This window comes from Bacillus sp. RIT 809 (assembly GCF_016892495.1).
GTDB lineage: Bacteria > Bacillota > Bacilli > Bacillales > Bacillaceae_G > Bacillus_A > Bacillus_A cereus_U.
Window position 1 is genome coordinate 144,764 of record NZ_JAFEMR010000012.1, and the last position, 23,832, is coordinate 168,595.

A 23,832-nucleotide genomic window follows, 5' to 3' on the forward strand; every position below is an offset into this window, starting at 1 on the left:
CCAAAGACATGGGGTGATATACATATATGTCAAATTAGTAATGATTAATTATTATTTCTGAATTTTTAGATTATGCTTCTTTTAATTGGTGTGCTTCTTGGAATGTTGTATCTCGCATTGTTGCAAGTGTATATTGATCTTTTGGAATTTCATATAAATTATATACTTCTTCATGCGCGTTAATTTCATCATAAACTGCTTTTCTTGTTTCGTTTGCTAGATTTACATATTGTAGTTTTTCGGCAGCCTTAATAGACCGGATATTTATTTTACGAATACGCATAAAAATCGTTTCAATATCTAATTCGTAGAAAAGTTCGCTAAAAAATGAATCTTTCGCTAATTTATTATATCCTTTGCCATGATAGGGTTTGCCAAGCCAGGTTCCGAGGAATCCGGCTTTTTCTTGCACATCAAATAAAGTAATTGTACCGATAGGGTTACCCCATTCATCTAAAATTGTGCGTGAGATTAATTCTCCACGCTCTTCGGCTTCAATTGTTTGTTTCGTTAAAAATAAATATTCTTCATAAGAATAAGCCTTTTGACGCACAAAAGGGAAGACAGCTGGATCCACCATTAACTCGTATAGAACGTGGCTGTCGTGTAAGTCGCGTTTTTTCAACACACTAACTCCTCCTCACACGAGGGTAGCATGACGAAAAAACACCCACCCTCGAAATTTTTATATCAATCTTTAAAAAATTTCGGGGTGGGAATCGAACCCACTAGAACCAGTTTATAACGCTGGTGGCGCACCATTTGCCTTCCCCATTCATCAATTTGAAAATGATAATCACGACACAAATTGATTATGGTTTCATTCAGTTTATAATCGTATAATACTTTATCTAGTCAAAAAAATAAACTAGTTTTTTTTATTTTTTTTGTAAATTATTTTTCCATCAATCATGGTGAGTACAGGCTTGGCTAAATAATGGAAAGGATGGTGAGTCCATAACACGAGATCAGCATCTTTTCCAACTTCAATGCTTCCAATTCTATTCTCTAAACGTAAATTACGAGCTGGAAAAATAGTTATTCCTTCCAAGGCCGTTTTTTCATCTAATCCTTCTCGAACAGCGATAGCGGCACAAACATTTAAATATTGAATGGGTGTATAAGGGTGATCTGTTGTAATAGAAACTTCTATGCCACTTTTCGATAATATATGATAAGTATCCCATGTTTTGTTTTTAAGCTCGATTTTCGAACGTCGTGTAAGGGTCGGCCCAACTGAAATCTTTAAATTATGTTTCGAAAGTTCCTCAACAATAAAGTGTCCTTCTGTACAATGTTCAATACGTAAATCAAGATTGAATTCTGTCGCAAAGCGTAAAGCTGAAGTGATATCATCTGCGCGGTGAGCGTGGATACGTACTGGTATTTCTCGGCGGAGTGCTTTTAAAATAGGGAGCATTCGAAAATCAGCTTCATGCCCGTAGTGTTGTGCGTCATAGAATGTTTCACGAAGTAACCCCATAATTCCCATACGTGTTATTGATTCTTTTGTGCCGTTGCTATGGACCTTTTTAGGGTTTTCTCCAAAGGCAATTTTTAAACCAGCGGGTTCCTGAATAATCATATGATCAATACAAGTTCCAGCAGTTTTTATTACACAAGTAGTACCGCCGATAATATTTTGGCTTCCGGGCATAACGTGAACAGTCGTAACCCCATTTTGTACAGCGTCTTGAAATGCAATATCAAAAGGATGGATCCCGTCTAAAGAACGGATATGTGGTGTTGAAACTTCAGATGTTTCATTTGCATCATTACCAGCCCAACCAGTGCCTTCGTCATAGAGACCAAGATGAGTATGCACATCAATAAATCCAGGTAAAAGATGAAGAGCTCGTGCGTCTATAACAGTCATATCTTGAGTAGGCTTAATATAAGGTTTGACCTCGGTGATTCGTTCTCCTGTAACCAGTACATCTCCTTGAAATTTTGGAGAGGTAATAGGATATACGATGGCTTGTTTGAGCAATGTTTTCATAGGTACCTCATTTCTGTTACTTTGTAATATTTAGTGTAAGTTAAGACAAAGTAACTGAAAGGTTGTTCGTGTAGTAATGCTCCGGAGTTTAGAAAGTGAGAAGTTTTGAAGGAGATAAACTACCCGTAAAACTATTTTAGAAGTACTACATTGTATGCAAGAGTATATTTTGTAATGCATGGTTAACTGTAGGAAATGTGTATCGATATCCATGTTCAATCGCTTTATTGGGTAATACATGTTGCCCTTCTAATACAAGTATACTCATCTCACCGAGTAAAGCGCGCAGTACAAATGAAGGAACAGGTAACCAATGAGGTCGCCTAGTTATAGTGGCAATAATTTCACCGAACTCTTTCATCCGTATTGGCGTTGGCGCTGTAATATTAAAAGGTCCGTCAATTTCTTTTTTGTGAATGATGAAATCAATCATGCGAACGACATCGTCTATATGAATCCATGATAACCATTGGTTTCCAGATCCAATTGTCCCCCCAATATATAATTGATAGGGAAGTAGCATTTTTGGAAGAGCTCCTCCGTCTGCACCTAATACGACTCCAAATCTTGAGTAGATTGTTCTTATTCCAAGAGAACGTGCTTTAGATGCTTCTTGTTCCCATAAAAATACTGTTTCTGCTAAAAAGTCATTTCCGGGAGTTTCTTGTTGCTCAGTAAAAGACTCTGTTTCAGATGTTCCATAGTATCCAATAGCGCTTGCGTTAATAAATGTGTGTGGTTTTGTTGCGAGTGCTTGTAATTGTTTCATGAGTCCTTTTGTTGTTTGAATCCGACTGTTTAAAATTGTTTCTTTTTGTTTCTTTGTCCATCTACTATTAATAGACTCTCCAGATAGATTAATAACTACATCGATAGAGGAGAGGGGGAAGGTCTGTAAATCCGGTGTCCACTGTACGTATTGAAGGTTAGTATGTGGAGTTTCAGCAGTTTTTTTTCGAGTAAGAATGTAAACAGTATACCCCTTTTGAATAAAAAAATTAGAAAGGTATTTGCCGATAAAGCCAGAGCCACCAGAAATTGCGATTTTCACAATCATTTCCTCCTCATTATATATATTCTTGAAAAGCAAAAACGTTCCTTGACTATGTTAAAATAATAGAGAGGTGAGAGTATGGCTGTCATTACAAAAATAGAAGTGCAAAAACGATCGAAAGAACGATTTAATATTTATATTGATAAAGGCCAGGGTGAAGAGTACGGGTTTAGTGTCAATCAATCAATCTTAATGAAACATGGGTTACAAAAAGGCTTAGAAATTGATGAAGTAGCGTTAGGAAATATTTTGTACAATGAAGAGGTACAAAAAGCATATTTACAAGCAATTTCCTATTTATCCTATCAAATGAGAACAAAACAAGAAATAGAAGATTTCTTACGAAAAAAAGAAGTGGGACAGGCCATCATCTCTGAAGTCATTTCGAAATTATTACATGATCGATATATTAATGATAAAGAGTACGCGATTTCATACGTGCGAACGCAAAGTAATGTGAATCAAAAAGGTCCAACTGTTATTAGGAGAGGGCTATTAAGTAAAGGTGTTCAGGATTTAATCATTACACATAGTTTACAAGAGTATCCAAAGGAGAAGCAAATTGAGAATGCTTTGTTTCTTATAGAAAAGAAAAAAAAATCTTATCAAAAGCATTCATTTTTACAAATGAAACAAAAATTAGAAGAAATGCTTGTTCGTAAAGGGTATTCTAGAGAGGTAATTCAAATTTGTTTGGAAGAATTGAAAGACGAAAAAGATGACGAACAGCAACAAGAAGCGTTACACTATCATGGGAATAAATATTATGAAAAATATAAGAAGTATGATGGTTGGACATTCGAAAATAAGGTGAAGCAAGCGTTATATCGAAAAGGATTCTCTATTGATGAGATAGATATATTTTTACAAATGAAACGTGAAGAGGGATGAGGAAATAAGATGGGTATGCCAAAACGCTACAGTGAAATGACGCCACATGAGCTAAGGGAAGAAATTGGGGTTTTGAAGGAGCAAGCAGTAAAGGCTGAGCAACTTGGAATTGTAAATGAATTCGATGTATTAATGAGAAAAATGGCTATGGCTCGTGCTTATATGATAGATATAAATAAATTCCATATTGGTGAGACATATGAATTAGTAGAAGAACCTGGTGTGGTATTTAAAATTACGTATTTCAATGGGGTATTTGCTTGGGGATATAAGCAAAATGATAATGAAGAGATTGGAATACCAATTTCCTTGCTACAAGAAAAATAAAAACCAGAGAGCGAATCTCTCTGGTTTTCATCTTTGGTAGGCGTTAAAGGAGATAGGAGATTCTAAAATTGGCGTTTTTTACATTCGTTTGCCAGTATAATGAGAGACTGGGTTTGTTGCGTCTGTCCGTTAACTTGCGCCTTCGCATGTTTTGGACGAGTCCACGTATGGTTAAATAATTCAGAACGACGATCTAAATGGTCACGGTAGCTCATCTTTATCACCTCGTGTAGGAATTTAATTTGGACTACTCTTCCTGCTGATTTGCAGCACGCATACGTTCTTGTGGGTGCGTGTTAATTGTGCCGTTAGGTCTTTTCGAAGCGAAGCGTGATTTCGCTTTCGGTTGACCTTCGATTTTGCTGTTGTTTTTTGACTCAGACCAAAATTCGGCTTGTCTACCCATTAAGAACGCCCCCTCATTATCAGTCGATACCTCTTTAAGAAGTATCACTTATAGAATGTGCAAAATAGAAGAAACTATCCTTTAGAAATTAAGGGAATAAATAGGTAAAAGGAGAATAGAACATGAATGATATTTATGAAACATTAACGAAAGAATTATTAGATAAGAATGACAACCTTTCTTACGCACAAGCTCGTGCATGGGTTGAATTACTGTGGGAAGACTTCCGAACAACTTATGCTAAATCAGGTCGTTACCAAGGTGAGGAAATGACTGAACAAGTGGTACGAACATGGGTTAATAATCATGGAGAGCGCCTTCATGAAATGCGTACGAATAATCCGAAGTATAGCCATTTAATCAATCAAGAAGATCATTTGAAACATTAAAAAAAGCGACTTAGGTCGCTTTTTTTAATGTGGAAGCAATTCCAGTTTCTTTCGAAGTTTTTCTTCGCTGAAAATCCATCCTGTATATGAATTAATAATATTTAAATTTTGATCGAGCTGGACGATTGCGACGAATGGATAATAATCTTTACTTCGATACCGCAAATCAATAAATCGAACTTCATAATAGTTATCATAATCGAAAATATCCCAGCGATATACAGGCGAGAAAGATAAGAAAGCAGATATATTTTCATCTCGCACAGCAGCTTGCATAATGGCAGTATTCGGGAACGGTACGCGATTAAATTTATCGTATACAAGGATATTACCGCGGTGCCATCTTGCGACGTAGTAATGTTCAGTTGTAACGACGGCTAAATGATAATGATAAAATTTGTAAGAAGGAGAAATAATCACTTTCTCTACATTTTTGAAACGTTTGTATACTACACTTTTGATATTTCGATGCATCATAATGCGGCCGATGTAGTAAACAAACATTAATATATACGCTGCTAAAGCAGTATAGCCTTTATGTGCTCCGACAAGCATACAGGCTATAGCGAGTATATGGATAAAGAAAATGACCGTATCAAACGTATTAATTATGCCGAGCGCTACCCATTTTTTTGTGAAGGGCCTTAATGCCTGTGTACCATAGGCGTTGAAAATATCCACAAAGACATGAAGAAAGACGGCAATAAATGACCAAAGTAGTAGATGCAGATAGGGAGCGTCTGAAAAGAAGGCGAAAGAGATGCCACTTATAAGGAATGACCAAAGAATCACTGCAGGAATGGAATGAGTAATCCCGCGATGATTTCTTATATATTTAGCGTTATTACGCAATTTTAAAACTGTATCGATGTCAGGAATATTGGAACCGGCAATTGTTGCAAGCATCACTGCTTGTGGCCCAATATCACTTTGTGCTATAGCTGGATCTAATGTTGCCAAACTGCCTAGAGTAACGCCCATAACAAGGTGAGTGGCTGTGTCCATAGAAATCCACCTCCGTTTTTTATTAATGTAACTCTTTTTATTCGATACCTCAAGTCCTTTGCCTTCTATTTCCTATGTCATCTTACTTAAATTTTTTCCTAAAATCTTTATAATAGTACATATATGCAAAAAAATGAGGGGGATCAAGTTTGACACTTGAAATATTAAATGAGTTTAACATAGAACAGTTTCAAAATGATTTAATTGGTTGGTTTGAAAAAGAACAACGTGATTTACCGTGGCGAAAAAATAAAGATCCATACCGTGTTTGGGTTTCGGAAATTATGTTACAGCAAACAAGGGTAGAGGCTGTAAAACCATATTACGCAAATTTTATGGGGAAGTTTCCTACGCTTGAAGCGCTAGCAACTGCCGATGATGAAGAAGTATTAAAAGCATGGGAAGGCTTAGGTTATTATTCTAGAGCACGAAATTTACACGCGGCAGTAAAAGAGGTAAAAGAAGTATATGGCGGGACAGTACCGAGCGATGTAAAGAAAATTGAAAAATTAAAAGGAGTAGGACCATATACAAAAGGTGCCATTTTAAGCATTGCATATGGCATACCAGAGCCAGCGGTTGATGGAAATGTTATGCGCGTATTATCTCGTATTTTATCAGTGTGGGATGATATTGCAAAACCGAAGACGAGAAAGGTTTTTGAAGAGATTGTGCGTGAAATTATTTCGGTAGAAAATCCATCTTATTTTAACCAAGGTTTGATGGAATTAGGGGCATTAATTTGTATACCGAAAAATCCCTCTTGTTTACTTTGTCCTGTACGTGAACATTGCAGAGGGTATGCTGAAGGTGTTCAAAAAGAACTACCAGTGAAAAGTAAAGCGAAAGCACCTACAATGGTACCGCTCGTTGCAGGAGTACTTCAAACTGAAGATGGTCGTTACGTAATTAATAAACGCCCAAGTACGGGATTACTGGCTAATATGTGGGAGTTCCCGAATATTGAACTAGGTGAAGGTATTCGTAATCAGAAACAACAGCTTACGGATTATATGAAGGAGAGCTTTGATCTCTCGGTTTCAATTGATGAATACGCGATGAATGTACAACATACTTTTACACATCGTACTTGGGATATATTTATATTTTACGGAAAAGTAACAGGTAATATTGTCGAAACGGATACATTAAAGTTTGTGTCGAAAGAAGCGTTCGAACAGTTACCTTTCTCGAAATCACATCGTACAATTTACGAAAAGTGTGTTGAGAAAATTACAATGCAATAAAGTGAAACTTTAATCAGTGGGGGTCTTACTGCCCGTTAATGCGGGATAAATAATAAAAACGTGTTCCAGAACTTTGGAACACGTTTTTTATATTGAAAATAAATTTGTATTTTGAGGTTAAAAATCCATGCGTTTATAATCCGCCCCGTGACTCGATTTCTTTCACAACTTCTTTATAAATCGTTTGTCCCTCTACATTTAGATAAGGCATAATTTGCTGAAATGAATGATGAAAATAAGCTAATTCATCCTCTTTCCATTCATTTTTGGAAATCATAGTTAGCTCAGTCATATCACGCCCAGTATACATATTCCCACCTCCATCATATGTAGTTTGAATGAGTGATAAGAGATATATACGTGAATTTTTAAAAAGAAAATTAGGGATAACTTCTAAGCGAATTGGTTACATTATTGATTGTGGAGGTGAGAAAGATGAGTAAAAAACAACAAGGTTATAATAAGGCAACTTCTGGTGCTAGCATTCAAAGTACAAATGCTAGCTATGGTACAGAGTTTGCAACTGAAACGAATGTACAAGCAGTAAAACAAGCAAACGCACAATCAGAGGCACAGAAAGCACAAGCTTCTGGTGCTCAAAGTGCAAATGCTAGTTATGGTACAGAGTTTGCAACTGAAACAGATGTGCATGCAGTGAAAAAACAAAATGCACAATCAGCTGCAAAACAATCACAATCTTCTAGCTCAAATCAGTAATGAAGGAAAAACACTTCTCCGTTCGAGAGAAGTGTTTTCTTTGTGTGCGTGTCACTGTAATGAAAATAAAGGGAACGACATAACTTCTAATAAGTCAACAAATATAGTCAAAGGAGAAAGAAGTTCACGATTAGAAATATGTAATAGGAATTATAACTGGCGAATGAATCAAAAGGGGGTAAGTGATGAACGATTTTGATAAGTTGGTAGGAGAGCAGTTGGAAACGATGGATGAGCTTTTAAAGTTACAATCACATTTAGAGAAGTATCAGCAAATTGAAATGAGTGGAAGGGATACGTGTGATAAAAAAGAATTGCATTTTATCCGTCAAGAAATATACAGAACAGAAATAGCATTAAAACTTTTGCATGAAAAATTTGAACAGCAAACGAATAATGTGATTCAATCTTTTGAAACCGAAAAAATAATTTAAAATTAAGGGTGAGGTATGTTGTTGATTTTAGGGAGAAGTCCTTTCTTAAACAGAGATGAGGGGACTTTTCTTTTTGTTATATCTTCGTTTAATCTTCTAAAATACGTATTGCTAATTCATAGAGGATTTTCCTTTAGTAAAAGGGTTGGTGATGTGGTATTCAATAATACAAACTTCATTATATTCCTCATGAAAACAAGTGTCCTATCGCTTTAGTTTTAAAATTTTGACAAAAAAGTTATAATAGAAAAAAAGTGAATGCAGTTCAAGGGGTAGTTAAGATAACTTAAGAATGGCATTTGCAGTTGAAAGAAGGGAGCATATATGGGATTTCCCAAAGAAGGAGAAAAGGTACAAATACATAGTTATAAACATAATGGCTCCATTCATAGAATGTGGGAAGAGACAACGATTTTAAAAGGGACGCAGAGTCTTGTGATCGGCGCGAATGATCGTACAGTAGTTACGGAATCAGATGGCCGAACATGGATTACTCGCGAACCTGCGATTTGTTACTTTCATGCCAATTATTGGTTTAATGTGATTGGAATGCTAAGGGAAGAAGGAGTATATTATTATTGTAATTTAAGTTCTCCTTTTGCATATGACTCTGAGGCATTAAAGTATATTGATTACGATTTAGATATTAAAGTGTATCCGGATATGACATATACACTTTTAGATGAAGATGAGTATGAGAAGCATAGCCAAATCATGCAGTATCCACCTGTTATTGATACAATTTTAAAACGAAATGTAGCACATTTAACACAGTGGATTCATCAAAGAAAAGGTCCATTCGCACCGGATTTCGTAGATATGTGGTACGAAAGATATTTAATGTACAGAAATTAAAACAAACCTGCAGGGGATTTCCCGGCAGGTTTGTCCTATTAGAGGGGGGATTATGTGCAAGGTATAAAAAGATATTTACAATTTGTTAAACCATATCGATGGCTTATTGCTATTACAATTATTATTGGTCTTGTGAAGTTTGGTATCCCGCTTATTATGCCATGGTTATTAAAGTATATTATTGATGATGTTATTCAAGGCACGGGATCGCTTCAAGAAAAAACGTCTCAATTAATAACCGCAATTGGGATTGCTTTTTTTATTTTTGCAGTAGTAAGGCCGCCGATAGAATATTATCGTCAATATTTCGCGCAGCGCATTGCCAATACAATACTATACGATTTACGAAAATATATTTTTGGGCACTTGCAAAAATTGAGCTTACGTTATTATTCGAACACAAAAACAGGGGAGCTTATTTCACGTGTAATCCATGATGTAGAACAAACGAAGGACTTTGTAATTACTGGTCTTATGAATGTTTGGTTAGATACTGCAACAATTGTTATTGCCATTATCGTTATGTTTTCTATGAATATAAAATTAACCTTTGTTGCTTTATTAATCTTACCTATTTATGTAGTTGCAGTGAAATATTTTTTCGGGCGCCTTCGAAAATTGACGAAAGAGCGCTCACAAGCGTTAGCAACTATGCAAGGGTATTTACATGAACGTATTCAAGGGATGCAAGTGACACGTAGTTTTGCATTAGAAGAGTATGAAAGAGGACAGTTTGAAAAGAGAAATAATGAATTTTTAACGAAAGCACTAACTCATACGAGTTGGACAGCGAGAACATTTTCGGCAGTGAATACGTTAACGGATTTAGGGCCATTACTTGTTATTGGTTTTGCAGCGTATGAGGTAATTCAAGGATCGTTAACACTGGGTACTATGGTTGCTTTTGTTGGATATATGGATAGTTTATATAGTCCGCTTCGTCGCCTTGTTAATTCATCTACAACATTAACACAGTCTTTCGCCTCGATGGATCGAGTGTTTGAATTGTTGGATGAAAAATACGATATTGTTAATGTGCCAAATGCGGTGCAAACGAAAAGGTTAAATGGGGAAGTTACATTTGATAATGTTTCTTTTCGTTATAATGCGGATGAAAAAGAAATATTGCATAATCTGTCATTAACTATGCGCCCGGGAGAGAAGGTTGCGCTTGTAGGGGCAAGTGGAGGAGGAAAGTCATCTCTTGCTAGTTTAATTCCGCGTTTTTATGATGTTTCTGAAGGTGCAGTTTATATAGACGGGATAGATGTAAGAAAGTATAATATGAGAAATTTACGTAGTCATATTGGAATTGTGCTACAAGATAATTTATTATTTAGCGATACAATCGGGGCTAATATTTTATATGGCAATCCGAAAGCTACAGAGGCGGAAGTGATTTCAGCTGCCAAAGCTGCACAAATTCATAATTTTATTACAGAGTTGCCAGACGGCTATGATACTGTCGTTGGGGAACGTGGTGTGAAATTATCTGGTGGACAAAGACAGCGTGTAGCAATCGCGCGGGTTTTTCTAAAGAATCCGTCTTTACTTATATTAGATGAAGCAACGTCCGCTTTAGATTTAGAAAATGAACGGTATATTCAAGAGGCACTGCAAACGTTAGCTGCAGATCGGACAACAATTATCATTGCACACCGATTAGCGACGATCACGCATGTCGATACAATTATTTATGTTGAAGATGGTGAAATAAAAGAAAAGGGTTCTCATGAAGAGTTAATGAAAAAAAGGGGATTTTATTACAATCTATATCGACTTCAGCATATAACAGAAACAGCTCCTTTAGCGTAAAAGGAGCTGTTTTTTATTCGTCTTCTTTTTTATCTTCGATTTGGAGTTCGCTTTCTGGTTTATGGTATGTGTAGAAGCTATCCACAAGTAAATCTAAATGCTCTACTTCCTCACTGTAGTTAATAATTGAAGAAATAAGAGGGAAGAGGTGTAACCATATTTTATATGCTTCCTCATCGTCCTTATTTTGATAATCCATAAAGATATCAATCAATTCTTGTTTACCTGTTTCAACTTCATCAAGCATCTCAACAGATTGTTGTTTCTTTGCTTTACCAATAAATTTTAATAACACTTGTTCGTGATAATGCGTTAATGAATCAAGTTCGTTTTGAATAGATTCCTGAAACTCTTCTGGCATATAGCGCAGTTCATTTTCAGTGCGATGTAATGACTTTAACGTGCTTAAAGCACGGCTTGTTGTCGCTAACATTTGTCTGAATAAAACGAGCTTACGAATTTTCGCGAATTGTATTTTTTTCGTATAGCTTCTTTCTTCTTTATACAGCAAATAGTAATGATTTAGTTTAATCATTTTTTCTTTCATGCGATCAATATCGGTTTTTAGCGTTGTAAAATCAGAAGCTTGCCTACTGTTCATACGAATCCATTTAACAATTTCCTCTGTATTATCAACGATGCGATGGTAAAGTTTTGTTTCATATTTTGGCGGCATAAATACTAAATTTACAAGCGAAGCCGCAATAATTCCAATCATAATCGTCGCGAATCGAAGTAAGGCAAAATTAAAGAAATCTTCGCCTTGATACTCCATAATGGCGATAACTGTTACTAAAGCGAGTGATATTGTTTTTTCTAAGTGTAATTGTAAAGTAAGAGCAATTACTAATATACACGTTAATCCAATAATAAAAGGATTATGTCCAAAAGCAGTAGCAAATACGATAGCGAATACCGCACCAATTACGTTTGCTTGAATTTGCTCAAGAGCTGTTAAATACGAGCGATATACAGACGGTTGAACAGCAAAGATAGCTGAGATTCCCGCAAATACTGGACTCGGTAATTGAAGTAAAATACAAGCAAATAAAGCTAATGTAATGGCAATACCCGTTTTTAAAATGCGAGCACCAAGTTTCATACCCTTATTGATATCCTTTCTCTTGTCATAATGAATGTACAACATGATACTATACATTCATTACAATATGTTAGCAAGTGATATTTTAGTGACGTTAAAAAGTTTAATAAATAAATTACAATCAATTTATAATTTCTCCAAATTCTCTTTAAACATCTATTCTTTAATAAAAAAACCTGCTGAATTTCAGCAGGTTTCAAATTGTTATTCTAGATTACTATGCGATGCTCGCTTCGTCAATTTTTTTATGAAAATAAATATTATACATATCATTCGGTTGAAATAGATGGATCCGCCTGTTCTTTTTTCGGGATAATTTCATAGAAGTGAAGCTGGATATCATCTAATAATGGTGTTAACAAAGCGACTTCTTCATATTGTTCATGCTCATTTAATACACGAATGTAGTCTAATAATAATTCGTTTACATCTTGTAAACCATGTTTACTAATTGGCTGCAATGTTACATTTGCACCTTTAGCGATTCTTCTTTTTAAAGCGTGTTCTGTTAAACCTAAGTTTGGCTCATGACGTAAATAAACAACACCACCAGTCATGCCGGCACAAATCCATGGACCAGGATCTCCTAAAACAAGAGCACGACCATTTGTCATATATTCAAAAGCAAATCCTTTTATATTAGAATATACTCCGATATTTCCTTGTTCTTTTTCGCGAAGTGGTTTTGTAATTCTGCCTCCAATTATCATATCTGCTCCAGAAAGGCGAATGCCAGCACGAGCATCAGCGTTACCTTGTACGTATAATGCACCTTTTTGAGCGCCGTATCCAAATCCTTTTCCGACAGAACCGTTATAATATGTTCCATCTTTTCCTTTTGCTTTCGTTATATAAATGCCACCGCCAAATGAAGTTTTTCCAATTCCATCTTGCGCGCCACCATTTACGTGTATAAATAAGTTCTCGCTATTGTACGCGCCTAATCCGTTTCCGGGAACAGATCCGTTTGTATACTTTAATGTAAGTGGTTCAAGTTGAGTGTTTTCATATAATTTGCTACGAATACGATAACAGGATTCTAGACCGCCCATTACGCGTTGCTCTACGCCGACGCTTACTAATTCTTTTGACTGGAGAGAATTTGTTGTTTCAAATTGTTTTTCTTGTACAGATACCTTTATTTTCACGGATGAATCTTCTATCGTTTGTATTAAATTACGTAAGTCTAATAAGTCCTTGCCTCGAGTTTGTTCTAATAAATCCGATCGTCCGATAATATCTTGTAAGTTTGTGTAACCGAGCTGCCCTGTTAAACGTTTCAATTCTGTACCGAAAGTAGTGAATAGGCTTAATAGCCCTGTAACTGCGCTTGCTAATTCACGTGGAACGAAACGGCGCAGTCCATGTTCTTTCGCTTGAGCTTCAGATTCAATTTGTGTTGCAATTCCGACGTGGCACGTATCAAGATGACAACCACGGCAAGTTGTACAGCCAATTGCAATCATTGATAATGTGCCAAATCCGATCCGGTTTGCTCCAAGGAGCATGATTTTTAAGGCGTCATTGACACTTCGAATACCGCCGTCTGCCCAAATTTCTACTTTATGTCTCATATTTGCTTCTAGTAACGCATTGTGAGCAGCTTTAACACCGATTTCTACAGGAAGACCTACATGTTGCAATGCGTGAATACGCGCAGCGCCTGTTCCGCCATCAAATCCACTAATGTTAATAAAGTCAGCGCCAGCTTTTGCGATACCGACAGCAATTGTTCCGATGTTAGGAACGACAGGAACTTTTACAGCTACTTTTGCAAGATGATTAGCCGTTTTAATTTCTGTAATCATTTGAGCCAAGTCTTCAATTGAATAAATATCATGGTTGTTAGAAGGTGAAATTAAATCTGAACCGATTGTAGCATTACGCGCTTCCGCAATTTTGGCAGTCACTTTTGAACCAGGCAAATGTCCACCTTCACCAGGCTTTGCTCCTTGACCGATTTTTATTTCAATTAAATTTGATGAATTTAGTAGTTCAGCGTTTACTCCAAATCGGCCAGATGCAACTTGTTGTCCGCGTGTATGTGGGTATTTACCAATCATATCTTTAATTTCGCCGCCTTCACCGTTCAAACTAATCATATTTAACTGATTGGCAGCTTCTGCATATGCGCGAAAGGCAATTTCATTTTGAGAACCGAATGACATAGAACTAATAATAAATGGTAAATCATGATTGTGAATGCCGATGGACACTTCTTCAGTTGGAATTACATGTTTTGTTTGTTTTGTTTGCATAAGGTGCCTGATTGCGATAGGGTTATTTTCTTCTAATTCACTTAACTTTTCGCGGTAATCATCATAAGAGTTTCCTTTTGCAACATCACCAATTGCTTTCCAAATCCGGGGGAATATATGAAATGATTTTCGCATTCTAACTTTTGGATTGTTATAATCATCAGCTCGAATTTTCGCATCTTCAGCAAGTGATTCAAGTGAAAAAGCTAAATCATTTGAACCGAAGAAGTTTGTAATTTGTAATATATTTGCGATTTCCTCATGTAATCCAATAGAGGAGAAGAGGCGACCGTAACCGCGTAATTCATGAATTCCAATCGTTGAAATTACTTTCTCTAGTCCTTTATTAAGTGCGGTATACAAATTAGTAATTGGTGCTTTTGTTCCATCATTTACCGTTGCGAACAATAAATATGGATTAATACCATCTGCCCCTAATCCGTATAGCGTGACGATATCGTGTAAGGAGCGAAGGGCGCCAGAACGTATAACGAGAGAGCATTTCCGGCGTAATTTATTTTCAGTTAATGTTTGATGTACTTTAGCAGTAACTAAATGTGGATCAATCCATAACAGTTCATTTTGATGAGATTTAGCGTCATCTAATAAAAGTAGGGAAGCCCCGTCTTTAACGGCTGCTATCGCCTCGGAACTAATTCGATTTAATGCGCTTTGTAAAGTTTCTGATGGGCTAAATGTAACAGGAATTGTAGAGACAGAGCTATGAGTGATGAATAGCTGTATAAGTTGTTCGTACGTAATCGTCTGTAAGTCTGCCGCGATAGATTGAGCTAAACTCCCTTCTAAAATAATTGGTGAGAGCATCTCAATTACAAATGGTTGTTTAGAGTTATCTAATAAACTCGGACGCTCTCCGAGTACAGTACGTGTGGAGAAGTGTTCGACTTCTCGATCACGATCGATTGCTGGATTGGTAACAACGGCTACACTTTCTTTAATGAAATCAGCAATATTTCGTCTATCTGTATCAAGTGCGGCAAGTGGTGAGTCATGCCCAAGTGACCGAATTGGTTCGACGCCTTTTGTTGCCATCTGTTCAAGGAGCTGAATATGTTCTCGATCCCAGCCGAAAGCGACGTATTGCTTCGTTTCAACTTGAACAGAATCACATAATCCCTCAGTTTCTTTCGTTTCAGGGATAGATAAGTTTACATGATAGTTGGTAACATCGATTCGTTTCTTAAAACGGTTGTATACTTCAATTTGATAATTATCGTATTCATAGAGAACAAGCTCATCTTGTTCATTCCATTTTAATCCAACCTTTTCGCCAGGAGCGAGTGGTTTCGGCTCTGCTACATATTCGGCTGGTGATACAACTCCAGGTTCAGAAGAGAAAATATAGGAGCTCTCTGTCTCTACTTTCCAAACAGGGCGTAATCCAAGGGAATCGACACTGAAAACAGCTTCATCTTTATAACGTGAAATGATGCCAGCTGGACCTTGTGCGAAATGCCCCCAAGCCTCACGTATATAAGTGTATAAGTTTTGTAAGTTTGTTTCGTAAAGTTTTATTTCATTAATAATTGGTGGAAATAATATATCCATTGCTTCAAATAAACTGTAGTTATACTGAACGAGAAGGGTTTCTAAGGTGCGGTTTAAATCTTGGGAATCACTGCCCCCGGCAGTAAGTGGTACATTAATCATGTCAGCTTGATCACGTAATTTTGCAATCGTGTTAATTTCACCATTATGCCCGAGAATACTAAATGGTTGTACACGAAAAAAATTAGATAACGTATTAGTAGAATAGCGATTATGTCCTAGTGTCATAGTTGAAGCGATAAGTGGGTGTTGTAAATCATTGTAATAAGCAACGAGTGTATCACCAGCGCCCAGAACTTTATATACAACATGTTCATGACTTAATGAGGCAACATGAATTGCTTCATTTTCTTCGATTTTTATTGTTACAGAAAATAATGTTTGTTCAATATTTTTAACTTCACTTTGGGCGATAAGGGCAATTTGCCAAAATAAAGGTTCTTCTTGTTTACCAAGAGGACCGAGTGCATCTGAGTTTATTACATCATCATTTTCGAGAACAATTGTAAAGTTTTCATTGTTTAGTTGCGTACGAATGTAATCTTTTAACTCAGCAATGTTTTCTTTTTTGTTTAGAAAAAAATGTCCAACGATAAAGTGGGGATGATCCACAATCGTTGGATTATATCCGCTACTTTTTAGTTTTTCATTCCAAAGTGCTTTTGGCATGTCGATATGAATTCCGATGCCATCTCCTTCGCCATTAATGAAACCAGCTCTATGATTCATTTTGACTAGTGATTGTATACACAAATCGATGTTTTCTTTTGTAGGAATTCTTCGTTTTTCCATAACGGAAACGATTCCACACGCATCATGTTCTGCATTTTTATAATTCCGAAATAAAGACGGTGTCCATTTATTTTTTTTATTGAGCATCCGTCAATCCCCCCTCTGGAAAATGAATTTTGAATAATCTTACTATTTAAGGCGTGAACTGCCTTGTATACAGGGATAGTAAGGATATAAAAGAATATAAAACAGATAATTATGAATAATTATACTATTAATGAGGGATTTATGAAATAGAAAAAAGGAAAAAAGAAAGATGGGCTTTCTTTTTTCCTTTTGAATGAAGAGATTATTTATTGTTCGCTAGGGTAGAAAATGCTCTGCCAACAGCTTCAATTGTATATTCAATATCTTCTTTTGTATGTTCTGTCGTTAAGAACCATGCTTCATATTTAGAAGGTGCTAAATTAATACCTTCTTGAAGCATCAGCTTGAAGAATCTACCGAACATTTCACCATCTGTATTTTTGGCTGCATCGTAATCTTCAATTGTATTTGTCGTGAAGTATACAGTTAATGCACCCTTTAGACGGTTTACTGTAATATCGATGTTATGTTTTGTAGCTTGTTCTAAAATTCCTTTTTCAAGCATTGCGCCAAGTGCATCTAATTTCTCGTATACGCCTTCTTGTTGAAGTACTTCTAGGCAGGCAATACCTGATGCCATAGAAGCAGGGTTCCCGGCCATTGTACCAGCTTGGTATGCAGGGCCGAGCGGTGCAACTTGTTCCATAATTTCTTTCTTACCACCGTAAGCACCAATTGGAAGGCCACCGCCGATAACTTTACCAAGTGCTGTTAGATCTGGGGTTACGCCAAGTAAGTCTTGAGCGCCGCCATACATAAAGCGGAAAGCAGTAATAACTTCATCATAAATTACTAGTGCACCAGCTTCGTGAACAAGTTCATTAACTTTTTCAAGGAAGCCAGGTTTTGGCTCTACAATACCGAAGTTTCCAACGATTGGCTCTACAAGGATAGCTGCTACTTCATGTCCCCATTTATCTAACGCTTCTTTTAAAGTTTCTACATTATTAAATGGAACAGTAATAACTTCTTGGGCGATACTTTGTGGCACGCCAGCTGAATCAGGAATTCCAAGGGTAGAAGGACCAGAGCCAGCTGCTACAAGTACTAAATCGGAATGACCGTGGTAACAACCAGCGAATTTCATAATTTTTGTGCGGCCAGTGTAAGCACGAGCAACACGAATGGTTGTCATAACGGATTCTGTACCAGAGTTTACGAAGCGGACTTTATCTAAAGCGGGCATTGCTTCTTTTAACATTTTTGCGAATTTTACTTCTAATGCTGTTGGAGTACCGTATAGTACGCCGTTTTCAGCCGCTGTTTTAATTGCTTCTGTTACATGTGGGTGAGCATGTCCAGTAATAATTGGGCCATATGCTGCTAAATAGTCGATATATTTATTTCCATCTACATCCCAGAAATAAGCACCTTTCCCGCGTTCCATTGCAACAGGGGAACCGCCTCCAACTGCTTTAAAAGAGCGAGAAGGACTATTAACACCACCAACGATATGTTCTAACGCTTCTTTATGTAATGCTTCTGATTTCGTGAAATTCACTACAATTCATCTCCTTACAAAAATCTATGTATTATTCTAACATGTTTTTCGAAAAGACGTATTGTTTGTGATAGAAGGAGCAGTTGGGTAAACTATTCGTTGTGACATTTAGGAAGGGGGTCCGATTATGAAATCGGTAATTGAGGTACAAGGGTTACGTAAAGAGTTTACAGCTTATTCAAGTCGTCCGGGCTTAAAGGGTGCATTTCGCGATTTATTAAATCGTAATTATAAAATAGTGCCAGCAGTAAATGATGTTTCTTTTACTATAAAGCAAGGTGAAATGGTTGGTTATATTGGTGAGAATGGTGCTGGTAAATCAACGACGATTAAAATGCTTACAGGGATTTTGACTCCGACATCAGGACAAATTACAGTGAACGGAATGAATCCACACAAACAGAGAGAAGAATTTGTAAGAACAATCGGTGTTGTGTTTGGGCAGCGTTCGCAGCTTTGGTGGGATATTGCTGTACAAGAATCATTTCGTTTATTGAAGAAAGTGTACGGTGTATCAGACGCTCAGTATAAGGAACATATGGAACATGTTATTGAAACGTTAGATATCGGTCCTTTATTAGATAAACCGGTCCGGAAATTATCTCTTGGTCAAAGAATGCGTTGTGAATTAGCAGCGGCGTTAATTCATAATCCGCCGTTATTATTTTTAGATGAACCAACAATTGGACTAGATGTTCTTGTGAAATTGAAAATACGAGAATTCTTAAAAGAGATGAATGAACGTTATAAAACAACAATTTTATTAACGACACATGATATTACTGATATTGAAGCTTTATGTGAACGCGTCATCATGCTTGATGAAGGAAATATTATGTATGACGGATCTTTAGATAATCTTCGTACGCAGTGGGGAGTAGAGAAGGAAATACATTTTCAGTTTGTTGCCCCAGTTTCATACCAGGAGTTATCAATGGTTATGCCAGATAGTCATGTTGTTTGGTCAAAAGCGAAAGAAGAAAACGCATGGGTTGCAAAAATACCGAATGAAGAAGTTATCATTTCTATGTTGATTTCTAAAGTAGTACAAGCCTTTCAAATTAAAGATTTGAAAATTAACGAAGTGTCTACAGAGGAAATTATTCGTAACATTTATGAAGAAGGTATTATGCATGGGTAAGTATATTGAAATGATTCGGATTCGTTTTTTAATGATGCTTGCTTATCGTACAAATTATTACAGCGGGATTTTAATTTATACGATTAACATTGGTGCGTATTATTTTTTATGGCAAGCAATTTATAGCGGGAAAGAGAATATTGAAAGTTTATCTATTTCGCAAATGACTACGTATATTGCAATCGCATGGATGGCACGCGCTTTTTATTTCAATAACATAGATAGAGAAATTGCGATGGAAATTCAAGAAGGACGTGTGGCGGTAGAACTAATTCGTCCATATAACTATTTAGGTATGAAAGTTATGCAAGGGCTTGGAGAAGGGATATTCCGTTTTGCTTTCTTTTCAATTCCGGGTATGGTTATTGTTACGTTATTATTTTCATTACAAATTACAACGAATTTTCAAACGTGGTTATATTTCTTCTTATCTTTAATATTTAGTTTTATCATTAATACACAAATAAATTTAATGACAGGAATGCTTACATTCTTCTTATTTAATAATAGTGGAATTATGTATGCGAAACGTGTTGTTATCGATTTATTTTCTGGTTTATTATTACCGATTAGTTTTTATCCGTTATGGGCCCAAAAAGCAATGGTGTTTTTACCGTTTCAAGCAATTAGTTATATTCCGAGTATGATTTTCTCTGAAGGTATACAAGGAAGTAAGTTATATGAAGCTTTATTATTTCAAATGATTTGGGCAATTATACTTATTATTCCAATTGTACTGATGTGGAAAACGGCGAGAAAACGTCTAATCGTACAAGGGGGATGACGAGATGATATATATAAAATTATTTTTGCAATATGCAAGTCAATATATAAAAACAAAATTGGAGTATCGTGGCGATTTTATCGTCGGATTACTTTCAGATTTATCACTACAAGCTGTTAATTTAATCTTCATTCTCGTTGTGTTTGGGCATACTCAAGCACTAAAAGGGTGGAGTCGAGAAGAAGTAATCTTTATCTATGGGTTCTTTTTAGTACCGTTTGCCATTTTTTCAGCTTTCTTTAATATATGGGACTTTAATGATCGTTACATTATTAAAGGAGAAATGGACCGTATATTAACGAGACCGATTCATAGTTTATTTCAAATTATATTAGAAAGAATGGAACTTGAATCTTTAATTGGAGCTATTACGGGGATTATTGTGATGGGTTATGCAGCAATGGAGCTGCAATTATCTTTTTACTGGTATGATTTCTTCTTATTCCTAATTATGGCAGGGGGAGGGGCACTTGTGTACGGCGGGATATTTGTTACGCTTGCAAGTCTTGGCTTTTGGTCGGATGCGAAAAGTTCCATTATGCCGCTTATGTATAACATAGGGAATTATGGACGCTACCCTGTTGATATTTATAACCGTGTTATTCGCTTTGTTTTAACGTTTGTTTTACCGTTTGCATTTGTTGGGGTATATCCAGCAGCATACTTTTTAAGAAAAACAGAGTGGAATAGCTATGCTTTCGCAACGCCAATTGTTGGTGTTATCTGTTTTACTATTGCAATTACCCTCTGGAATCAAGGGGTTAAACGATATCGTGGTGCAGGGAATTAATTATAGAAGCTTGTTCGTTTCTAAGGGATAAATCAGCTATAGTCCTCATACATATAAAATGAGGTGGAGGACATGTTATGGGGATTTATTCTATTAATTGCAGCAATCGCTATTTTGAGAAGTGTCCAATTATTATGGAGTTCATATTCAAATTCCAATCGTTTCTTTTCGCTGTACAATTTAGCTACGTTGTTTTTAATTTATACAACGGTACTGATTGCGTTTGGATTAAGTTATGTTGTGCTAGAGGAAATGGGTTTTGCAGTTTTGAAAGAAGATGGGGATAGGTTAAGTGCTCATTCCTTTCAGCTCGTTGAAATATGTTTATATTTTAGCGCGGTTACTTTATTGTCCGTTGGATATGGTGATATAGCTCCGATTGGAATCGGAAGATGGATTGCAATTGGAGAAGCGCTAATTGGATATACATTACCGTTTGCATTTGTGGTAAGGACTGTAATGGACAATGAAAAATAAGGTAGCATTTGTTATAGTAATAGAAAAGAAAAGGAGTGATAACAATGATCACAGTAGGAGAAATAGCACCGGAATTCACATTAGAGGGAAGTACCGGAGAACAAATTCGCTTAGCTGACTTCCGAGGTAAAAATGTAGTTTTATATTTTTATCCGAAAGATATGACTCCAGGGTGTACAACTGAAGCGTGTGATTTTCGTGATGCATATGGATTATTCCAAGAGAAGGACACGGTCATCCTTGGTGTCAGTCCTGATTCGGTGAACAGACATATGAAATTCATCGAGAAGCATGAGCTTCCATTTGTACTTTTAGTAGATGAAGATCATAAAGTAGCAGAATTGTACGATGTTTGGAAGTTGAAAAAGAACTTTGGAAAAGAGTACATGGGAATCGAGCGTTCTACATTCCTTATCAATAAAGATGGTGAACTTGTAAAAGAATGGCGTAAAGTGAAAGTGAAAGGACATATTGAGGACGTTCTTTCTTATATAAAGTGAAACTTTAATTAGTGGGGGGTGTCTATCTACACTGATTATTAGCCCGCACCAATTGGGCTTTTACGGGCAGCCCGACTCCCGCCTAACTCCTTCGCATTTGCGGAATTTTGAAGTGGGAGTCTTACTGCCCGCAAATAGCGGGATAAAATAATCTATATTAATGTGGAGAAAAAATATATATGTAAGGCATGCGTCTATACATATTTTCTTGCGATACATAAAGTGAAAGTGTAGGGCATACCTCCTCAGATGATAGTATTCCAAGTGCGATTATGTCGCACTTTTTTCTATGTAAATGTATAGGAAATGGGGGAAGGTATATAAGAATAAGGATATATACAAAAATAAACCACATACTTATAGTAGAAATATTGACGATTTATAAGAAAAAGAGTACACTCTTTATAAGAATTATAAAATAATAATCCGTATAGAATCGGGGTGCATGACGGTGGTCAAAGAAGAATTAAAAGAAGCGCTAGAAATGCTGAAAAATACGGGTGTACGCATTACTCCACAGCGTCATGCTATTTTAGAGTACCTTGTGGAATCTATGACGCACCCAACAGCGGATGACATTTATAAAGCATTAGAAGGTAAGTTTCCAAATATGAGTGTTGCAACTGTTTATAATAACTTACGTGTGTTTAAAGAAGTTGGACTTGTAAAGGAATTAACTTATGGGGATGCTTCAAGTAGATTTGATTATGTTACAAGTCAACATTATCATGTGATTTGCGAAAAATGTGGTAAGATTGTTGATTTTCCTTATGGAGGTTTGGAACAGCTTGAAGAGGAAGCTGCGAAAACGACAGGCTTCGTTATTAATAGTCATCGCTTAGAAATTTATGGCGTTTGTCCAGAGTGTCATAAGGCGTAATATATAATGAAGAAAGAGGGTGACGAAATCGTCACCCTCTTTCTTCATTATATGGAGATGAAAAAATACTAAAGTGAAAGTACGTGTTATCCTTTATAGCTTTTTTTATTGTACTTCTCATTAAATTCTTTTCCTTCTAAACTCGGATCGAGTGTTAAAGGTTGGTTGCAATGCATACATGCGTCGACACGACCAAGCATTTTTGTTGGCTTATCGCAGCTTGGACAAATAATTTGTATCGTTTTTGTAGATAACATACCAATCCAAAAGTAAACAACAGTGCTAGCGATGACAGCTAAAAAACCAACCATCATAAAGGTTGTCATAATAATGATGTTTTCGCGAAAAAAGACACCTAAGTATGCAATGAAGAGACCGATAAATACTAAACTCAATGCAAAGGTTCGGATTTTATTAATTTTGTTCGAATATTTAATACCCATTCCCACCACACTCCTATAGGGATAATATAACACACAATTTAGAATATTTTATGAAAACGAAGGCGATGATTAAATTTATCACTTATTAAAGAACAGTAGTGCTTTCTTTTAAGATGCAATACAGAAAGAGATTAGGTGGAAGAAGTATGTCTATAAAAGAGGAGTAGTAATTTTTTTCTATAGTTAATTTAGCTTTTTAACGGGATGTGAAATTTTTTTGTAAAAAGTATTGACCCTACATATACTGCATGATATATTAATAAACGTCGCTGATGCGGAAACGCAGTAAACGACAAAAAAGAAAATGAAAAACTTAGTTGACATCGAAAAACGAAGATGTTAACATAAGGAAGTCGCAATTGAGCGATG

At 36.2% G+C, this 23,832-nt stretch carries 25 protein-coding genes; 14 read left to right on the plus strand and 11 right to left on the minus strand.

Annotated features, from left to right (window positions below; genetic code table 11):
• Nucleotides 1–70: 70 nt before the first annotated feature.
• From JTF23_RS14890 to JTF23_RS14900, 3 genes are all read right to left on the minus strand, one after another.
• A complete protein-coding gene (locus JTF23_RS14890; protein ID WP_002091129.1) occupies nucleotides 71–628 on the minus strand; it encodes a GNAT family N-acetyltransferase in 558 nt (185 codons plus the stop codon).
• A 240-nt stretch (nucleotides 629–868) separates the two neighbouring features.
• A complete protein-coding gene (locus JTF23_RS14895; protein WP_002113826.1) occupies nucleotides 869–1,999 on the minus strand; it encodes an amidohydrolase in 1,131 nt (376 codons plus the stop codon).
• Nucleotides 2,000–2,144: 145 nt separating this feature from the next.
• Nucleotides 2,145–3,050, minus strand: a complete 906-nt coding sequence (locus JTF23_RS14900) for a TIGR01777 family oxidoreductase (protein ID WP_204209092.1) — start codon at nucleotides 3,048–3,050, stop codon at nucleotides 2,145–2,147.
• An 81-nt stretch (nucleotides 3,051–3,131) separates the two neighbouring features.
• Here JTF23_RS14900 and recX point away from each other — a divergent pair, with 81 nt between their 5' ends.
• On the plus strand, nucleotides 3,132–3,944 hold the full coding sequence (gene recX / locus JTF23_RS14905) for a recombination regulator RecX (protein WP_002113830.1): 813 nt from the start codon (nucleotides 3,132–3,134) through the stop codon (nucleotides 3,942–3,944).
• Nucleotides 3,945–3,953: 9 nt separating this feature from the next.
• Entirely contained in the window at nucleotides 3,954–4,271 is a 318-nt protein-coding gene (locus tag JTF23_RS14910) for a YfhH family protein (RefSeq protein WP_002113842.1), read from the plus strand.
• Between the two features lie 62 nt (nucleotides 4,272–4,333).
• On the opposite strand, the gene JTF23_RS14915 is transcribed toward JTF23_RS14910, so the two are convergent.
• Both JTF23_RS14915 and JTF23_RS14920 read right to left on the minus strand, forming a co-directional pair.
• Complete coding sequence (locus JTF23_RS14915; protein WP_002010325.1) at nucleotides 4,334–4,486, minus strand: YpzG family protein; 153 nt, start codon at nucleotides 4,484–4,486, stop codon at nucleotides 4,334–4,336.
• A 32-nt stretch (nucleotides 4,487–4,518) separates the two neighbouring features.
• Nucleotides 4,519–4,677: a small, acid-soluble spore protein K gene (locus JTF23_RS14920; protein ID WP_002113845.1), complete on the minus strand. Its 159-nt coding sequence runs from the start codon at nucleotides 4,675–4,677 to the stop codon at nucleotides 4,519–4,521.
• A gap of 122 nt (nucleotides 4,678–4,799) precedes the next feature.
• On the opposite strand from JTF23_RS14920, the gene JTF23_RS14925 reads away from it, so the two are divergent.
• Nucleotides 4,800–5,066 (plus strand): YfhJ family protein, encoded by a 267-nt coding sequence (locus tag JTF23_RS14925; protein WP_002159380.1) that lies wholly within the window; start codon nucleotides 4,800–4,802, stop codon nucleotides 5,064–5,066.
• Nucleotides 5,067–5,090: 24 nt separating this feature from the next.
• On the opposite strand, the gene JTF23_RS14930 is transcribed toward JTF23_RS14925, so the two are convergent.
• Nucleotides 5,091–6,071, minus strand: a complete 981-nt coding sequence (locus JTF23_RS14930; protein WP_204209093.1) for a metal-dependent hydrolase — start codon at nucleotides 6,069–6,071, stop codon at nucleotides 5,091–5,093.
• Nucleotides 6,072–6,220: 149 nt separating this feature from the next.
• On the opposite strand from JTF23_RS14930, the gene mutY reads away from it, so the two are divergent.
• On the plus strand, nucleotides 6,221–7,318 hold the full coding sequence (gene mutY, locus JTF23_RS14935; RefSeq protein WP_002159378.1) for an A/G-specific adenine glycosylase: 1,098 nt from the start codon (nucleotides 6,221–6,223) through the stop codon (nucleotides 7,316–7,318).
• A 133-nt stretch (nucleotides 7,319–7,451) separates the two neighbouring features.
• Here the strand turns inward: mutY and JTF23_RS14940 are convergent, their stop codons facing one another.
• Nucleotides 7,452–7,628, minus strand: a complete 177-nt coding sequence (locus JTF23_RS14940) for a hypothetical protein (protein WP_002091123.1) — start codon at nucleotides 7,626–7,628, stop codon at nucleotides 7,452–7,454.
• 125 nt (nucleotides 7,629–7,753) lie between these two features.
• Between JTF23_RS14940 and JTF23_RS14945 the strand changes: the two genes are divergently transcribed.
• The 4 genes from JTF23_RS14945 (at nucleotide 7,754) to JTF23_RS14960 (ending at nucleotide 11,139) form a co-directional block, all read left to right on the plus strand.
• Nucleotides 7,754–8,035: a gamma-type small acid-soluble spore protein gene (locus JTF23_RS14945; RefSeq protein WP_002151730.1), complete on the plus strand. Its 282-nt coding sequence runs from the start codon at nucleotides 7,754–7,756 to the stop codon at nucleotides 8,033–8,035.
• A gap of 185 nt (nucleotides 8,036–8,220) precedes the next feature.
• Nucleotides 8,221–8,469, plus strand: a complete 249-nt coding sequence (locus JTF23_RS14950; RefSeq protein ID WP_002091121.1) for a YgaB family protein — start codon at nucleotides 8,221–8,223, stop codon at nucleotides 8,467–8,469.
• Nucleotides 8,470–8,793: 324 nt separating this feature from the next.
• Nucleotides 8,794–9,324 (plus strand): nucleoside tri-diphosphate phosphatase, encoded by a 531-nt coding sequence (gene ntdP / locus JTF23_RS14955; RefSeq protein WP_000506627.1) that lies wholly within the window; start codon nucleotides 8,794–8,796, stop codon nucleotides 9,322–9,324.
• A 54-nt stretch (nucleotides 9,325–9,378) separates the two neighbouring features.
• Complete coding sequence (locus JTF23_RS14960) at nucleotides 9,379–11,139, plus strand: ABC transporter ATP-binding protein (protein ID WP_204209094.1); 1,761 nt, start codon at nucleotides 9,379–9,381, stop codon at nucleotides 11,137–11,139.
• 13 nt (nucleotides 11,140–11,152) lie between these two features.
• Here JTF23_RS14960 and JTF23_RS14965 read toward each other — a convergent pair whose 3' ends face one another.
• The 3 genes from JTF23_RS14965 to hemL all read right to left on the minus strand — a co-directional run bounded on the left by JTF23_RS14965 (nucleotide 11,153) and on the right by hemL (nucleotide 18,448).
• Nucleotides 11,153–12,241, minus strand: coding sequence for an aromatic acid exporter family protein (locus tag JTF23_RS14965; RefSeq protein ID WP_002159375.1), 1,089 nt, complete (start codon nucleotides 12,239–12,241; stop codon nucleotides 11,153–11,155).
• A gap of 269 nt (nucleotides 12,242–12,510) precedes the next feature.
• A complete protein-coding gene (locus JTF23_RS14970) occupies nucleotides 12,511–16,947 on the minus strand; it encodes a glutamate synthase-related protein (protein ID WP_204209095.1) in 4,437 nt (1,478 codons plus the stop codon).
• A gap of 202 nt (nucleotides 16,948–17,149) precedes the next feature.
• Nucleotides 17,150–18,448, minus strand: a complete 1,299-nt coding sequence (gene hemL, locus JTF23_RS14975) for a glutamate-1-semialdehyde-2,1-aminomutase (RefSeq protein WP_002159373.1) — start codon at nucleotides 18,446–18,448, stop codon at nucleotides 17,150–17,152.
• Nucleotides 18,449–18,575: 127 nt separating this feature from the next.
• Here hemL and JTF23_RS14980 point away from each other — a divergent pair, with 127 nt between their 5' ends.
• The 6 genes from JTF23_RS14980 (at nucleotide 18,576) to perR (ending at nucleotide 23,020) form a co-directional block, all read left to right on the plus strand.
• The gene (locus tag JTF23_RS14980) at nucleotides 18,576–19,589 is read left to right on the plus strand and encodes an ABC transporter ATP-binding protein (protein WP_002113870.1); all 1,014 of its coding nucleotides are present in this window, start codon (nucleotides 18,576–18,578) and stop codon (nucleotides 19,587–19,589) included.
• Entirely contained in the window at nucleotides 19,582–20,373 is a 792-nt protein-coding gene (locus JTF23_RS14985; RefSeq protein ID WP_002113871.1) for an ABC transporter permease, read from the plus strand. The genes JTF23_RS14980 and JTF23_RS14985 overlap by 8 nt, the downstream gene beginning before the upstream one ends.
• Nucleotides 20,374–20,377: 4 nt before the next feature.
• The gene (locus JTF23_RS14990; protein WP_002159372.1) at nucleotides 20,378–21,163 is read left to right on the plus strand and encodes an ABC transporter permease; all 786 of its coding nucleotides are present in this window, start codon (nucleotides 20,378–20,380) and stop codon (nucleotides 21,161–21,163) included.
• A 72-nt stretch (nucleotides 21,164–21,235) separates the two neighbouring features.
• Nucleotides 21,236–21,640, plus strand: coding sequence for a potassium channel family protein (locus JTF23_RS14995; RefSeq protein ID WP_002091112.1), 405 nt, complete (start codon nucleotides 21,236–21,238; stop codon nucleotides 21,638–21,640).
• A gap of 44 nt (nucleotides 21,641–21,684) precedes the next feature.
• Nucleotides 21,685–22,140, plus strand: a complete 456-nt coding sequence (bcp, locus tag JTF23_RS15000; RefSeq protein ID WP_002010353.1) for a thioredoxin-dependent thiol peroxidase — start codon at nucleotides 21,685–21,687, stop codon at nucleotides 22,138–22,140.
• Nucleotides 22,141–22,591: 451 nt separating this feature from the next.
• Complete coding sequence (perR, locus tag JTF23_RS15005; protein WP_000237831.1) at nucleotides 22,592–23,020, plus strand: peroxide-responsive transcriptional repressor PerR; 429 nt, start codon at nucleotides 22,592–22,594, stop codon at nucleotides 23,018–23,020.
• An 86-nt stretch (nucleotides 23,021–23,106) separates the two neighbouring features.
• Here perR and JTF23_RS15010 read toward each other — a convergent pair whose 3' ends face one another.
• Nucleotides 23,107–23,463: a YgzB family protein gene (locus JTF23_RS15010; RefSeq protein WP_002159371.1), complete on the minus strand. Its 357-nt coding sequence runs from the start codon at nucleotides 23,461–23,463 to the stop codon at nucleotides 23,107–23,109.
• Nucleotides 23,464–23,832 lie beyond the last annotated feature (369 nt).